General features: G+C 76.0%; 14 protein-coding genes. 5 read left to right on the forward strand and 9 right to left on the reverse strand.

Features of this window, described 5'->3' with window-relative positions:
• The first annotated feature begins 161 nt into the window (after positions 1–161).
• Together PH190_RS30175 and PH190_RS30180 are read left to right on the forward strand one after the other, a co-directional pair.
• Positions 162–1,343, forward strand: a complete 1,182-nt coding sequence (locus tag PH190_RS30175) for a molybdopterin-dependent oxidoreductase (protein ID WP_274235243.1) — start codon at positions 162–164, stop codon at positions 1,341–1,343.
• On the forward strand, positions 1,343–1,837 hold the full coding sequence (locus PH190_RS30180; RefSeq protein WP_274235244.1) for a hypothetical protein: 495 nt from the start codon (positions 1,343–1,345) through the stop codon (positions 1,835–1,837). Before PH190_RS30175 ends, PH190_RS30180 begins: the two co-directional genes overlap by 1 nt.
• Here the strand turns inward: PH190_RS30180 and PH190_RS30185 are convergent.
• The 6 genes from PH190_RS30185 to PH190_RS30210 are packed head-to-tail and all read right to left on the reverse strand — an operon-like array spanning position 1,834 to position 8,912.
• Entirely contained in the window at positions 1,834–2,688 is an 855-nt protein-coding gene (locus PH190_RS30185) for an HAD-IIA family hydrolase (RefSeq protein WP_274235245.1), read from the reverse strand. The two genes, PH190_RS30180 and PH190_RS30185, sit on opposite strands and share 4 nt — an antisense overlap.
• Positions 2,681–4,162, reverse strand: a complete 1,482-nt coding sequence (locus PH190_RS30190) for a biotin carboxyl carrier protein (protein ID WP_274235246.1) — start codon at positions 4,160–4,162, stop codon at positions 2,681–2,683. Before PH190_RS30190 ends, PH190_RS30185 begins: the two co-directional genes overlap by 8 nt.
• Entirely contained in the window at positions 4,162–5,520 is a 1,359-nt protein-coding gene (locus PH190_RS30195; protein WP_337993869.1) for an acetyl-CoA carboxylase biotin carboxylase subunit, read from the reverse strand. Before PH190_RS30195 ends, PH190_RS30190 begins: the two co-directional genes overlap by 1 nt.
• On the reverse strand, positions 5,517–5,996 hold the full coding sequence (locus PH190_RS30200) for an acetyl-CoA carboxylase biotin carboxyl carrier protein (RefSeq protein WP_274235247.1): 480 nt from the start codon (positions 5,994–5,996) through the stop codon (positions 5,517–5,519). The genes PH190_RS30195 and PH190_RS30200 overlap by 4 nt, the downstream gene beginning before the upstream one ends.
• Position 5,997: 1 nt before the next feature.
• A complete protein-coding gene (locus PH190_RS30205) occupies positions 5,998–7,071 on the reverse strand; it encodes a PEP/pyruvate-binding domain-containing protein (RefSeq protein WP_274235248.1) in 1,074 nt (357 codons plus the stop codon).
• Positions 7,068–8,912, reverse strand: coding sequence for a PEP-utilizing enzyme (locus PH190_RS30210; RefSeq protein ID WP_274235249.1), 1,845 nt, complete (start codon positions 8,910–8,912; stop codon positions 7,068–7,070). The genes PH190_RS30205 and PH190_RS30210 overlap by 4 nt, the downstream gene beginning before the upstream one ends.
• Before the next feature lie 79 nt (positions 8,913–8,991).
• Here PH190_RS30210 and PH190_RS30215 point away from each other — a divergent pair, with 79 nt between their 5' ends.
• From PH190_RS30215 to PH190_RS30225, 3 genes are all read left to right on the forward strand, one after another.
• Entirely contained in the window at positions 8,992–9,804 is an 813-nt protein-coding gene (locus PH190_RS30215; protein WP_274235250.1) for an IclR family transcriptional regulator, read from the forward strand.
• Positions 9,805–9,932: 128 nt separating this feature from the next.
• Positions 9,933–10,982 (forward strand): coiled-coil domain-containing protein, encoded by a 1,050-nt coding sequence (locus tag PH190_RS30220; RefSeq protein WP_274235251.1) that lies wholly within the window; start codon positions 9,933–9,935, stop codon positions 10,980–10,982.
• Positions 10,983–10,987: 5 nt separating this feature from the next.
• Positions 10,988–12,022, forward strand: coding sequence for a hypothetical protein (locus PH190_RS30225; protein ID WP_274235252.1), 1,035 nt, complete (start codon positions 10,988–10,990; stop codon positions 12,020–12,022).
• Here the strand turns inward: PH190_RS30225 and PH190_RS30230 are convergent.
• Genes PH190_RS30230 through PH190_RS30240 form a run of 3 tightly spaced genes read right to left on the reverse strand, consistent with a single transcriptional unit; the run spans position 12,006 to position 14,754 of the window.
• Positions 12,006–12,938, reverse strand: a complete 933-nt coding sequence (locus tag PH190_RS30230) for an SDR family oxidoreductase (RefSeq protein ID WP_274235253.1) — start codon at positions 12,936–12,938, stop codon at positions 12,006–12,008. The genes PH190_RS30225 and PH190_RS30230 overlap by 17 nt on opposite strands.
• Before the next feature lie 2 nt (positions 12,939–12,940).
• Positions 12,941–14,317, reverse strand: a complete 1,377-nt coding sequence (locus tag PH190_RS30235; protein ID WP_274235254.1) for a DJ-1/PfpI family protein — start codon at positions 14,315–14,317, stop codon at positions 12,941–12,943.
• On the reverse strand, positions 14,314–14,754 hold the full coding sequence (locus PH190_RS30240; protein ID WP_274235255.1) for a hypothetical protein: 441 nt from the start codon (positions 14,752–14,754) through the stop codon (positions 14,314–14,316). The genes PH190_RS30235 and PH190_RS30240 overlap by 4 nt, the downstream gene beginning before the upstream one ends.
• Between the last annotated feature and the right edge of the window lie 161 nt (positions 14,755–14,915).

Below are 14,915 nucleotides of genomic sequence, written 5' to 3' on the forward strand. Positions count from 1 at the left end.
GGTCGAGATCGAGGTCGAGATCGAGGTCGAGATCGAGGTCGAGATCGAGGTCGAGGTCGAGATCGAGGTCGAGATCGAGGGAGGAGAGCGACCTGCAGGCCCCACCACCCCTGAGCCCCCGGACCTGGCGCAGCCCCCTGCGCGGCCCGTGGCTCACCTCGGTGCTCGCCGCCGTGCTGCTCGTCGGCCTCCCGATCGTGATCGTCACCGGCCTGCTGTCCTACATCGCGTACGGCCCGCAGTTCGGCCAGGCGTTCCCGGGTGACGTCGCGTGGTTCCGGCTGCCCTTCTTCGACTGGCCGACCCGCCCCTCCTGGCTCTACCGCCTCAGCCAGGGCCTGCACGTCGGGCTCGGGCTGGCGCTGATCCCGGTGGTGCTCGCGAAGCTGTGGTCGGTGGTCCCGAAGTTCTTCGCCTGGCCGCCCGTGCGCTCGCCCGCCCAGGCCCTCGAACGCCTGTCGCTGGTGGCGCTCGTCGGCGGGCTGCTCTTCGAGATCGTCACCGGCACGATGAACATCCAGTACGACTACGCCTGGGGTTTCGACTTCTACACCGCCCACTACTGGGGCGCCTGGGTGTTCATCGCCGGGTTCGTGGTCCACGTCGCGATCAAGCTGCCGACGATGGTCCGCTCGCTGCGCGGCGGATCGCTGCGGCGCTACCTCGCGCAGTCGGCCGCCGAGACCGAGCCCGAGCCGCCAGACGACCACGGGCTGGTCGCCGTCGCGCCGTCGCCGCCGACGACCAGCCGGCGCACCCTGCTCGGGGCGGTGGCGGGCGGGTCGGCGCTGCTCGGGCTCACCGCCCTGGCCACGACCGTCGACGCCCTGCGCCCGCTCGCGGTCCTCTCCCCCCGCGGGCAGTCCTACGGGGACGGGCCGAACGACTTCCAGGTCAACCGCACGGCGTCCGGCGCCGGCATCCCGCCGACGATCGGCGAGGGCTGGACCCTGCGCCTCACCGGCGGCGCCGCCCCGGTGACCCTGACCCGCGACCAGCTGCTCGCGATGCCCCCGCACACCGCGACGTTGCCAATCGCCTGCGTCGAGGGCTGGTCGACGACGCAGACGTGGACCGGGGTGCGGCTGCGCGACCTCGCCGCCCTGGCCGGCGTGCCCGAGCCGGCGACCGCGTTCGTGCAGTCCGCCGAGCGTGCCGGCCCGTTCGCGCGGGTGACCCTGACGCGGGGCCAGGTGCTCGACCCGGACGCCCTGCTCGCCCTGCGGGTCAACGGCGCGGACCTCTCGCTGGACCACGGCTTCCCGGCGCGCGTGATCGTCCCGGCGCTGCCCGGGGTGCACAACACCAAGTGGGTCGCCGCCGTCGACTTCCGGGTCGCGTGATGCGCCGCGCGCTCGCCGCCTGGGAGCGGGTCTACGGCGCCGACCCGCTGCACCTGCTCGCGCTCGTGGGCTGCTTCGCCCTGGTCGCGGCGGTGGTCCGCCAGGTCGCCGACGAACCGAGCTGGTGGTGGATGCTCGTGTGGTTCGTCGGCGCGATCGTCGCCCACGACCTCGTGACCTACCCCCTCTACGCGCTCGCCGACCGGTCCCTCGTCCTCGGGCGCTGGGCCTGGCGGCGCCGGACGCACCGCACCGCACCCCGGGTCGGCGTCGTCGACCACCTGCGCCTGCCGGCGATGGGCTCGGTGCTGCTGCTGGTCGTCTTCTGGCCGTCGATCAGCCGGGCCGGCGAGCCGGTCCTGCTCTTCGCCGCGGGTCGCACGACCACCGACTACCTCGATCGCTGGCTGTGGGTCACCGCGGGCCTGTTCCTGCTCAGCGCCGTCGTGTACGCGGCGCGCCTCGGGCGGCCGGTGCGGGACCGGCCGGACTAACCGGCGAGGAGCGCGGCCAGGGCCCCGACGTCGGCGACGTCGAGGTGGGGCCGCCGGTCGGCCGGCACGTCCCGGAACGCGTCGGCGTCCCCGAGGCCGGTGCGCACGGCCACGGCGAGCGCCCGGCCGCGGTGCGCCATCGGCACCTCGAGCGTGGGGTCGTCGCCGACCACCGCGAGCTCGGCCGGCGGCACCCCGAGGTGCCGCGCCGCCGCGCGCAGGGCCGGCAGCGCCGGCTTCCCGACGACGGTGACCCGGGCGCCGGTGAGGTCCCGGACCACGGCGCTGATGACCCGCGACGACCCGAGGGTGCGGCCCTCCGCCGTCGCGAAGTACGGCGACGGCGACGCGCTGTAGAACCGCGCGCCGGCCGACACCGCGGCGCAGGCGGCCTCCAGCGACGCGAAGGTCAGCTCGTCGCGGTACCAGCCGGCGAGGACGGCATCGGCGCTCGTGCCCCGCAGCGGCGGGACCGTCTCGAGGCCCGCGGCCTCGAGCGGCGCCGTGATCCCCTTGCCGCCGAGCACCATGACCCGCCGGTGCCCGCGGCGCCGGAGGACGTCGGCCGCCGCGACGGCCGGGGTGAGCACCGCGTCGTCGGGCACGGGGAGGCCTGCCTCCTGCAGGGCGTGCGCGCACTCCGGCGGCGTCTTCACCGTGCCGTTGGTGAACACGCAGAACGGCGTGCCCCGCGCCGCGAGGAGCTCGACGAACCCCACGGCGCCGGGCAGGGCGCGCAGGCCGCGGTTCTGCCGGTCGCCCAGCACGAGCGTCCCGTCCATGTCGAGGACGAAGCCGCGGGTGGCCCGCAGCCGCGCCACGGCGGCGGGGTCGGGCACCGGGTCAGGCACCGGGAGCTCCCCCGGCACGCCGGTGCACCGCCAGGCGCAGGCCCGGCTTGTCGATCTGCAGGTCGTGGACCGACGGCCGGTCGCCCAGCTCCCGCAGCAGGTCCAGCACCGGCGCCACGGCCGGGTTCGCGCGCTCCGGCGCCGGCCCCGCCGCGACCATCGCGTCGACCTGCTCGGCGGGCATGTGCGCGCGCAGGAGCAGCTCCTCGTCGCTCATGCCCGGGCCGAACCGCCGCCGCAGCTCCGCCGGGTCCGGGGCCGGCGGCTCCGCCTGCAGCTCGCGGGCCCGCGGGCGGTCGAGCACGCGGTCGAGCACGTCGGGCTCGATGGGGGCGGTCGGTCGCCCGAAGCTGCCCAGCGCGTAGCGGATCACCTGGTCGGGGACGGTCACCCAGCGCTCGCCCAGCAGGTTGAACAGGGCCTGCGAGACCACCATCTGCGGGAACGGCGTGACCATGATCGGGTGCCCGAGCTCGGCGCGGACCCGCCCGACCTCCGCGATGAGGTCGTCGAAGCGGTCCTCCATCCCGAGCTCGCGCAGCTGGCGGCGGGTCGTGGTCATGACGCCGCCCGCGATCTGGTGGTGCAGGAACGCGGCGTCGAACTCCTGGGGGCGCCCGGCCGGCAGGCCCTCGGCGGTGGCGATCCCGTCGACGAGGTCGCAGGCCCGGCCCAGCGCGTGGTCGTCGACGTCGACCCGGTGGCCCATGGCGCGCAGGTTCGCCACGGTCCGGCGCACCTCGGGCAGCGACGAGCCGTTGCCCAGCGCGCCGCAGCCGGTCTGCACCACCTCGACGCCGTGCTCGGGCGCGATCGCGTAGGTCAGCGGCGAGAGCCCGATCGTCGCGTGCGAGTGCAGCTCGAGCGCCGTGTCGCCGAGGGCGGCCTTGACGGCCGGGAACAGGGTGCGGGCGCGCTCGGCGGTGAGGATGCCGGCGGGGTCCTTGACGTAGACGCGGTCGATGTCGGGGCAGTCCCGCATCTGGCGGGCGAGGTCGGCGTAGAAGGGGTCGTCGTGCACCTCGCTGATCGTGAACGTCAGCGCGCCCACCACCTCGTCGATGCCGGCTTTCTTCAGCCGCCGCGCGGTGGCCCGCGCGGCGTCCATGTCGTGCATCGGGTCGAGGACGACGACCCGGTCGATGCCGTTGGCGGCGAGCCGGTCGTAGACCAGCTGCATCGTCTCGGGGTGGGAGTTCTGCCAGCTGATGAAGCGGAAGCCGGTGCCGATGAACTGCAGCTTCGTGCGCGGCATGAGCGCGCGGGTGCGGCGGAAGAGCGCCCAGGGGTCCTCGCGATGGGTGCGCACGAGCATCCCCATCGCGGTGCTCGAGCTGTAGTCCAGCGCCCGGAAGCCGACGCGCTCGAGCAGGGGCGCGAGGGTCAGGACGTGGGCGCTGCGCAGGCCGGCGGCGCCCCAGAGGCTCTGGTTGCCGTCGCGCAGGGAGACGTCGACGAGCCCGACGTCGGCCATCAGGAGACCTCCGCCAGGTCGCGCCGGCGGGCCTGCCAGCGCTCGAAGGAGCCGGTGTCGACCCCGCCCGCGACGAGCTCGGGGTCGTCGAGCAGCGCACGGTGCACCGGCGCGGTCGTCGCGACGCCCTCGATGCGCAGCAGGTCGAGCGCGGCCCGGGCGCGGGCGAGCGCGTCGGCCCGGTCGGTGCCGTGCACGACGAGCTTGGCGAGCAGCGAGTCGTAGTGCGGCGGGACCACCGAGCCGGCCTGGACGCCGGTGTCGACCCGGATGCCGTCGCCGACGGGGAGCACCACGCGCTCGATCCGGCCCGGCGAGGGGCGGCCCCGCGCGTCCTCGGCGTTGATCCGGCACTCGACGGCGTGCCCGCGCACGGCGACGTCCTCGGCGTGCAGCCGCAGCGGCAGGCCCTCGGCCACGGCGAGCTGCTCGGCGACGAGGTCGAGCCCGGTCACCATCTCGGTCACCGGGTGCTCGACCTGGATGCGGGCGTTCATCTCGAGGAAGTGGAAGCTCCCGCGGTCCCGGTCGTGGAGGAGCTCGACGGTGCCCAGTCCGCGGTAGCCCAGGTGGGTCGCGAGGGCCAGGGCGGCGTCGGCCATGGCGGCGCGGACGTCGTCGCCCAGCAGCGGCGCGGGGGCCTCCTCGAGGAGCTTCTGGTAGCGGCGCTGCACGGAGCAGTCGCGGTCGCCGAGGGCCACCGCGGACGTGCCGTCGCCGAGCACCTGCACCTCGACGTGGCGCCCGGAGGTCACGTAGCGCTCGAGGTAGACCCGCGGGTCGCCGAACGCCGCGCCCGCCTCGGCGACGGCGACGTCGAGGGCGTCCGGGAGCTCCGCGGCGGAGCCGACGAGCTTCATGCCCCGGCCGCCGCCCCCGCCGACCGCCTTGACCAGCAGCGGGTAGCCGACGCGGTCCGCGACGGCCCGCGCGCCCGCGAGGTCGGCGGCCTCCCCGCCCGGCACGACCGGCAGGCCGGCGTCGAGGGCGTGCGACCGCGCGGTCAGCTTGTCGCCCACCGCCTCGAGGGTCGCGACCGACGGCCCGACGAACACCAGCCCGGCCTCGGCGCAGGCCCGCGCGAGGGCCGGGCTCTCGGAGAGGAAGCCGTAGCCGGGGTGCACGGCGTCGGCGCCGGCGGCGAGCGCCGCGCGGACCACCGCCGCCGGGTCGAGGTACGACTGCGCGGCGGGCGCCGGCCCGAGGCGCACGACGCGGTCGGCCATCCGGGCCGGCAGCGCGTCGAGGTCGGCGTCGGACGCCGCGAGCACCGAGGAGATCCCGAGGCGCGCGCAGGTCCGGATCACCCGGGCGGCGATCTCGCCGCGGTTGGCGACGAGCAGGCGGCGGATCCTCACGGGGCCGGCTCCACCACGAGCAGCACGGCGTCGGTGTCGGCGAACTCCCCGTTCGCGGTGCGGAACTCGGTCACCGTCCCGCGGACGCCGGCGTGCACCGGGGTCATCATCTTCATCGTCTCGACGATCCCGACGACGGTCTCGGCGTCGACCTCGTCGCCGACCTCGACGTACGGCGGCGCGCCCGGCTGCGGCGCGCGGTAGAAGGTCCCGAGCAGCGGCGGGTGCACCGCCACCGTGCCCTCCGGCACCGCGGCGCCGGCGGGCCCGGGGGTGCTCGCGGGGTCGGCGGTCTCGGCGGGCTCGGCGCGCTCGACCGCGGGGCGGCGCCGCACCTCCTGCTCGGCGGTCCAGCCGGCCGCGCCCTCGCGGCGCACGGTCAGGGTGAGGTCGGCGAGCTCGAGGTGCAGCTCGTCGAGGCCGCTCCCGTCCAGCGCGCGCACGACGTCGCGGACGTCGTCGGGGGTGAGGTCCACGTCAGGCCCCCGACGGGCGCCGGCCGCCCAGGGCGTGGAGCACGTGGTCGAAGGCGCGGGCGGTCGGCGCGGCCACCTTCTGCCCGGCGCCCGCCGCGTCCCTGGCCGCCCACACCGTCTCCGGGCGGCTCTGCAGCAGCACGACGTCCCCGTCGGGCGCCAGCGCCCACTCGATGTCCTGCGGGCACCCGTAGTGCGCCTCGACCCGGCGCGCGACCGCGACGAGCGCCGCGACCTCGTCGTCGGTGACCGACGGGACGTCGCGCCGGTCGTCCGGGACCTCGCCCTCCACCACCCCGGCGCCGTCCGGGGCGGGCCGGTGCCAGCGGGTCTTGGTGGCCACGGTGCGCCGGTCGATCTCGCCCGTGACCTTGCTGACGACGAACGCGTCCGGCGTGACGTCGCCGCCGACCACCGCCGAGCCCAGGCCCCAGCTCGCGTCGATCGCGACGACCGACCGGTCACCCGTGAGCGGGCTGCGCGTGAACATCACCCCGGAGCTGCGCGCGTCGACCAGGTGCTGGACGACGACCGCCATCGCCAGGTCGGTCTCGGGGATACCGCGACGCAGCCGGTAGGTCACCGACTCGACGCCGTAGAGGCTCGCCCAGCACCGGCGGACGTCGCGCAGCACCGCCGCGACGCCCCGGACGCCGAGGTAGGTGTCCTGCAGGCCGGCGAAGCTGTCCTGGGCGCCGTCCTCGCTGGTCGCGCTCGAGCGCACCGCCACCGGCGGGTCCTCCTCGCCGACGTCGGCGGCCAGCCGCTCGTGGGCGGCGACGATCGCCGCGGCGACCTCGTCGGGCAGCGGCGCCGCCTCGACGGCCGCGCGCAGCTCGGCGCAGGTCGCCGCGACGGCGCCGGCGTCCGCGGGGTCGAGGGCCGCGACCGGGGCGCCGAGGTCGAGCGTGCCGACCGCCGCGCGGAACGCCGCCGTGGTGACGACGAACCCGTCGGGCACCCGGACCCCGGCCCGGCGCAGCTCCCCCAGGCTTGCGCCCTTGCCGCCGGCCGCGGGGACGTCGTCGCGGCCGAGGTCCGCGAGGGGCAGGACGGGGGTCGCCGGACCCGTCATCGCAGCACCGTGACGACGCCGCGGTCCCCGTCGACCCGCACCCGGTCGCCGGTGCGGATCTTCGCGGTGGCCTGGCCGGTGCCGACGACCGCGGGCATGCCGTACTCGCGGGCCACGATCGCCGCGTGCGACATCGTCCCGCCGATGTCGGACACGGCCGCGGCGATCTTGCCGAACACCGGTCCCCAGCTCGGCGCGGTCACCGGGCAGACGAGGACCTCGCCCTCGCGGACGGACCCGATGTCGTTGACGTTCATCAGCACGCGGGCGTCGCCCTCGACCACGCCGGGCGAGGCGGCGTACCCGCGGACCGTGTCCGCGTCGAGCGCCTCGGCGCCGAGCCAGGTCTCGATCGTCGCGTCGGTGATGCCCCAGAGCATCTTCACCGCCGGGTCGTTCATCGTCTCGGGCACCGGGCCCAGCGCCGGCGGCGGCGACCAGCCCGCCAGCGCCCCGAGGATCTCCTTGCGCCGCGCGACGATCGGCTGCCAGTGCCGGGCACCGAGCTCCCGCCCGCCCGACGCCCAGGCCAGCTGGACGTCGGCGAGCGCGTCCTCGACCTCGAGGTGGCGCAGGTGGAAGACGTCGTCGGCCTCGGCGAGCACGCCCCGCTCGGCCAGCAGCCCGCCGAAGGCCCGGATCTTCTGGAAGAACCGCGTCGTGAACCAGTGCTCGCAGTAGAACTTGTGCGACTCGATGTACGGGAACACCTGGCGGCACAGGCCCAGCATCTGGTCGAACGCGGCCTGCTCGTCCTCCGAGCCGAGCAGGGCGCGGTACTCGCCGGCGATCCGGTCGCGCTCCTGCGCCAACCGCTCGGTCGGCCGGGTGAGGTCCTCCCCGGCGCGGATCTGCTCGACGTAGCGCGGGAGCGCGGCGAACGGGACGGTCAGGTCGTCGGCCCACGACAGGTGGTGGTGGTAGAAGCCGTCACCCACCGAGACGTGGAACCACGGGTCCTTGGCGACCTCGAGCGCCGCGAGCCACCGGCGGCCGGCCTCGCCCCGCTCGGCCAGGCCGCTGAGCACCTTGTCCGGCTCGCTGCCCTCGACGAACAGGTCGGCGAGGTCGAGCTCGACGGCCAGCCCGGCGAGCTTCTTCAGCTCGTCGTCGGGCCGGTACATCGTGACGTCCATGCCGGCGACCATCCGGGCCACCGTCTGGTCGCCCATCTCCGGGAACGCCTGCTGGCAGAACTCGAAGAACACGACGTAGGCGCCGTAGCCGAGCATGAGGAACTCGGTGTGGTGGTGCCACATCTTCGAGTAGAGGTCGATGCAGCGGTGGAACTCCTCGCGCAGCAGGTGGTTGCTGGCGTAGCCGCGCGCGCCCGTCACGACCGCGAGGTCGTCCAGGTCGCCGAGGTGCGGCACCTCGACGGCCTCGATCTCGGCGATCAGCGCCTCGATCCGCTGCTGCCAGCCGGCGTAGAGCTGGTCCCAGTGCGCGTAGTAGTGCCCCGCGCGCTCCTGGAAGTGCGCGAGGCGGGCCTCGACCTGCGCGGGGTCGGTGACGGGGTTGGCCGTGATGTAGACCCGCCCGTTGACGATGCGGTACTCGATGCCCAGCGTCGTCGGGAAGCTGAACAGCCGCGCGGTGTTCGCCCCGATCGCGGTGTAGGGGATCTCCGAGGTCAGGCCGTCGAAGGCCGGGACGACCTCCGGGAAGTGCATCGAGTTGTAGAACCAGAAGCGTCCGTCGTCCTCGGGCTGGAAGCGGGAGAAGTACGGGTACATCTCCTCCCAGCCCTCGGCGCCCGCGACGGGCCCGATCTCGGACGGGAGCGGGAACCGCCCGCCGGGGGTCGGGCCTGACGGGGCTGACGGGGCCGCGCTGCTCATGGGCCGACCGTCGCCGAGCCGGCGGTGTGGGGCAAGCCACTCTTCTCATCGGACGGAAAACCTCTCCTAGCATCGGTGCGTGCCCCGCGACCGCCGACCACCGGTGCGGACCGCGCCCGGGCGGTCGGCGACGTCGCGGGCGCTGTCGCTGCTCGACGCGTTCGACGCCGCCCACCCCGCGATGACGCTCTCGCAGCTCGCCCGGCGCGCGGGGCTGCCGGTCGCGACGGCCCACCGCCTCCTCGGCGAGCTCGTCGCGGCCCGCCTGCTCGCCCGGCGCCGCGACGGGTCCTACGAGATCGGGGCGCGGGTCTGGCAGCTCGGCCTCCTCGCGCCGCCGACGTCGCTGCGCGAGGCGGCGCTCCCCCACCTGCAGGACCTCGTCGTCGCCACCGGCCACACCGTGCACCTGGCCGTGCTCGAGGACCGCCGGGCGCTGGTCGTCGAGCGCCTCGCCCGGTCCCGCAGCCAGCCCACGCGGCACAGCCCCGGCGGGCACCTGCCGCTGCACTGCACCGCCGTCGGCAAGGTGCTGCTCGCCCACGCGCCGCCGGAGCTGCAGGTCGAGGTCCTGCGCGCGCCGGCCCGGTACACGCCCTGGACCGTCACCGACCCCGAGGCGCTGCGCCGCCAGCTCGCGACGATCGCGGCGTCGGGCTCGGCGCGCAGCACCCAGGAGCACCGGCCGGGCGTGTGGTCGGTGGCCATGCCGGTGACCGGCCCCGCGGGCGTCGTCGCCGCCCTCGGCGTGCTCGCCCCGCTGACCGCGCCCCGGCTCGCCAGTGCCCTCTCGCCGCTGGCGGCCGCCGCGGGCGCGATCGGCGCCTCGCTCGCCGACGTCGACCTCGGCGAGGCGAGCGAGGCGCCGCTGGCGCCGCTGCCGCCGGAGTGAGGGCCGGGTGAGCGGCGTGTCCCGACCGTGACCCGGCGGCCGTCCAGCGCCCCTGGTCCGGCGCCCGGCACCGGGGAAGACTCGACCCGGCGGAGGCGCGAGCCGGCGGAACGGATCGGGGAGGGACCGTGGAGCGCACGGAGGACGGAGCCGCAGATCGGACCGGGCCATGGTCCCCGCGCGAGTCCCCGCGCGAGTCCCCGCCCGCGGCGTCACGCCGCGCCCGCACCCCGTGGTGGGGCGCCGGCTTCGACGTGGTCAAGCGCGGCTTCGACCGCGAGCAGGTCGAGGAGGCCCTCGACAAGGCCGAGGCCGACCTGCGGGTGATGACCGCCGACCGCGACGCGATGGTGCGCGCCGAGGAGGCGACCCGGGCGGAGCTGCGCACCGTGCAGGCCGACCTCGACCGCGTCGTCTCGGCCCCGCTGTCGATCGACGGCATCTCCGCGCGGCTCCAGCACCTGCTGCGCCTCGCGCAGGAGGAGGCCGAGCACATCCGCGTCACCGCCGCCGACGACGCCGCGACCCTCGGCGAGCAGGCCCGCGAGCGCGCCCGCGCCGCCGAGGAGGAGGCCGTCGCCCGCGCCGCGGCGATCGTGGCGGAGGCCGACGAGCGCAGCGCCGCCCGCCTCGCCGACGCCGCCGAGCAGGCGACGGCGATCGTCGCCGGCGCGCAGGCGCAGGCCCGGGCGATGCGGCGCGAGGCGGAGCGGGCCCGCGACGAGGTCGAGCGGCAGCGCGCGGAGACCGAGGCCGAGCAGCGCGCCCTGGTCGAGCGCACCCGGGCCGAGGTCGACCGTCGGGAGCGGGAGGCCGCCGCGGACCGGGACCGCCGCGACGCCGACGCCGCGACCCGCCGGCAGCGGGTCGAGGAGGACTTCACGACCGGCCTGGAGGCGCGGCGGGCCGAGGCGGCCGCGGCGCTGGCCGACGCCGAGGAGCAGCGCCGGCGGGCCGAGGAGCGGGCCCGCGAGGTCGAGGCGGCCGCCGCGGCCCGGCTCGACGCGGCGACCCGGGCGGCCGAGGACCTCGATCAGCAGCGCCGCCGGACGGCCGCACAGCTCGCCGAGCTCCGGCGCACGCTCGAGCGGGCGCTGGGCGGGCCGGTCGAGCCCGAGACCGGCCGCGAGGACGCCGCCGAGCCGGGCCCGCCCGACGCGTCCCGGTCCGCCGCCTAGAGCCCGTGTCGCCGGCGTCCCCCGTCCCGCTGCGCGCGTGGATCGGCGCGACCGCCACGTCGCGAACCGTCGGCGCGGTCCTGCTGCTCGGCCTGGTGATCGAGGCCGTCCACCAGCTGCGCAGCGGCGACCACCCGACCGACCTGCCGATCGTCGACGACTGGCTGCACGCCGCGCTGATCCTCGCGTCCGGCGTGATCTGCGCCGTCGGCGCGCACCGCCGCGTCACCCCGGCCTCGCGCGCGGCGTGGTGGTGCTTTGCGGCGGCCCTGCTGCTGTTCGGGCTCGCGGAGATCGCGTGGGGCGTGCTCTACGCCGACGGCAGCCTGGTGCCCACCCCGAACCCGACCGACGTGCTCTACCTCGCCACCTACCCGCTGTTCATGGCGGGGCTCGTGTGCATGGTGCGGGCCCGGGTGGTCGACGTCCCGTGGTACCGCTGGCTCGACGGCTTCGTCCTGGTCCTGCTCGTCGCGACCCCCGGCGTCCTGATCGTGATCGAGCCGGTGCTGGCCGCCTCGCCGATCGACCCGCTGGGCCGGTTCGTCGTCGTCGCCTACCCGCTCGGCGACGTCCTGCTGCTCGGTGCGCTGCTCGGCACCCTGCCGCTGATGTCGTGGCGCTTCGGCGGCAGCTGGCCGTGGGTGGGGCTGGGCCTGCTCTGCCTGACGGTCGCCGACGCCACCTACAGCCTGTCGGTCGACGACCTCGTCTCCCACGACGGGCCCTACGACGTGCTGTGGAGCGCCGGGGCGCTCGCGTTCGCCGTCGGATCGACGCGCCTGCCGCGGGGTCCGCAACCGTCGCGGGAGATCACCGGCTGGCCCGCGATCGCCCTGCCGCTGATCGCCCAGCTGGTCGCGCTGGCCACCCAGATCTACGGCTGGTACCGGCCGCTGCCGCCGGCCGAGCGGCTGCTCACCATCGCCGTCCTCCTCGTCGCGATCGCCCAGATCATCGTGTCCCGGCCACAACCGCCCGCGGTGGAGGAGATCGACGTGACGGCCGACGACGAGGTCGTCGTCAGCGATAGCCCGTGACGTCCGCCGGCTTGCCCGCGTCCTGCACCTCGACGATGTATCGCCAGGCGTCCGGACGCGAGCCGTCGAGATCGGTGAACCCGTACACCTGCGCCAGGCCGCCGCTGGACAGCGACTCCCCGTTCCAGCGCGGCCGGTCGGGGTCCGCGGCGAGGGCGGCCACGGCGCGGCCGACGAAGCGCGGCGTCTCGGAGATCGCGAAGTGTGGCTCGGCGTCGAGGGCGTCGCGCCAGTTGTCCTCGCGCACCCCGAACATCTCCAGCATCATCTCCGAGCGCAGCCACCCCGGGGTCAGCGAGACCGCCGTCGCGCCGTGCTTCGCCAGGTCCTGGGCGTGCGACCACCCCATCCGGTTCACCGCCACCTTGGCGAGGTCGTAGAACGGCGAGAGCCGGTAGGTGACCGCGTTGTAGTCGGCGGTGCCGTCGGTCATCTCGACCAGCAGCCCGCCCGGCCGGCGGATGAGCAGCGGGAGCGCGAAGTGCGCCGTCACCAGGTGGGTGTCGACCGCGAGGTGGAGCAGCCGCAGCCCCTTCGCGAGGTCGTGCTCCCACACCGGGACGTCCCACTCGACGAGCAGCTCGCCGCCCCACACGTCGTTCACCAGCACGTCGAGGCGCCCCTGCTCGCGGTCGATCCGCTCGACCAGCGCCCGGACCTCCTCGTGGACGAGGTGGTCGGTCGGGACCGCGACGCCGGTACCACCGGCCCGGTCGACGAGCTCCGCGGTCTCCTCGATCGTCTCGGGACGGTCGTACTCGGAGCGGCGCCCCGCGGTGCTGCGCCCGGTGACGTAGACGGTGGCGCCCGCGGCCCCCAGCTCGACCGCGATCCCCCGTCCCGCGCCACGCGTCGCCCCGGCCACCAGCGCGACGCGGCCGGCGAGCGGTGCGCCCTGTGCGTCGTCCCCGTCCACGGTCATCCCCTTCCGTCGGTGCCGGTCGACAGCGTGGACCCGGACCCCGACAGCCCCGTCCGCCCGCGGCGCCGGCGGCGGGCGACCACGACCGCCACCACGGTGGCGCCGGGCAGCAGCAGGGCGACGAGGGTCAGGGTCGGGAGCCACGGCCAGCGCGGGCCGTCGAGCACCAGGCCCTCGGCGGGCAGCTCGACGACCGTCGCGACCCAGCGGGCCGTCGCGGTGTCGGTGGTGCGGGCGAGGTCGGTGACGACGGCGTCGTAGGCGAACCCCGGCGCGTGGTGGACGTACTCCGGGGGCGGCGCGGCGAGGGGGGCGGTGATCGGCCGGGCGGCGGCGCCGGGGACGACGAGGCGGTCGATGCACGACGCCCCGCCCGCGAGGTTGTCCCGCGGCAGGAACACCAGGCCGTGCCGCGAGCGGACCGGCGCGCCGTCCACGCCGAGGGCGAGGGTGCGGGTGGCCAGCGACTGCCCGCCGTAGGCGTCGAAGACCGAGGCGAGCTCGATCTCCGCCACCCCGTCGTCGAGCAGGACACCGACCGTCGTGGGGTCCCAGCGGTAGCCGGCGTTGAGGATCGCTGGCGGGTCGGGCACCGCGAGCCGGTCCTGGGCGGGCGGGTCCGCGCGGAAGTACCGCCACCCCACCGCGGCCGCGGCCCGGTCGGCGACCGCGGGCCCCGCGAGGCGTTCGACGACGTGCAGCGTGCCGTCGATACCGGCCAGGATGCCGGCGGTGGAGACGACGTCGCCGTCGTCGACCACCCGCTGCCCGCGCACCCAGTCGACGGCCGGGTGACGCGCCGCGTAGCGGCCGAGCCGGTTCCAGTGGCTGGTCGCCGGGCGCCCGTCGAGGAGGCCGGCGGCGGCCACCGTCCCGGCGCCGTTGCACACGCTGAGCACCATCGCGCCCCGGTCGGCCTGGCCGCGCAGCCAGCCGGCCACGGGCGCCGTGGTCGCGGGCTCGTCGTCGGGCGGGGCCGGGACGACGACGAGGTCGGCGCGCGCGGTGCGGCCGGCCAGCTCGTCGAACGTGAGGTCGGGGACGAGGTCCAGGCCGCCGGTCAGCGGCAGCGGCCGGCGCTGCGGGGCGACGGTGTAGAGGTTGAAGCGGCCGGTCTCGGCGAGGACCTGGTACGGGGCGAGGACGTCGGAGACCAGGCCGCCGCGGTCGGAGACGACGACCACCGCGGTCGGCCGGCCCGGATCGTGCGGCGGCGGTGCGGGCGCGGGGACGACCCGGGGCGGGCCGGGCGTGTACGGATCGGTGAACGCGCGGGGCGCGACGACCGCCGCGCTCACGGCGGGCAGGAGCAGGACCGTGACGACCGCGGCGAGCACGAGGGCGGTGCGACGCAGGGCGCCGACCCCTCTCACAGCCCGTACTCGTGCCGCCGCCAGAGCATCGCGGCCAGCATCAGCGGAAGCATGACCACGTGGCCGGCCAGCATCAGCGCCGAGCCCGACAGGACGCCGAGCCCGTAGGGCACCAGCAGCGCCACGAACGGCAGGGACATGACCGCCGCCATCTCGGCGATCCGCGGCCACGCGTGCCGGCGCACCGCCATCCACAGCACCATCGCGACGGTCATGTCGGTCGCCATGACGAGCGCGTGCACGCCCTCGGACGCAACCCAGGCCGCGGGCCACAGCGGCGCCAGCGCCACCATCCCGACGACCATGGCGACGACCATCTCCAGGTAGTGCCCGGCGAAGCGGGCGAGACGCCGTCCCCGCGACGGCGACGCCGGAGCCGGGGCCGTGGTGATCTCCGCGGCGAGCGCCGCGTCCTGCGTGCTCTCCTCGACGATCATGCGGACCTCCCTGTCGTGGTGGTGGTGACGACGAGGGTCTCCGCGTGGCGGGTCGCGGCCGTAGGCCGGAGGTCACGGGTCGGGGTCACGGGTGCGCCGTGACCCGTGCTGTGAAGAGAATCGACCGCATTTGGGCTACGCGGCCTTGTCGAGGGTGACGC

Source organism: Actinomycetospora straminea (assembly GCF_028737255.1).
GTDB lineage: Bacteria > Actinomycetota > Actinomycetes > Mycobacteriales > Pseudonocardiaceae > Actinomycetospora > Actinomycetospora straminea.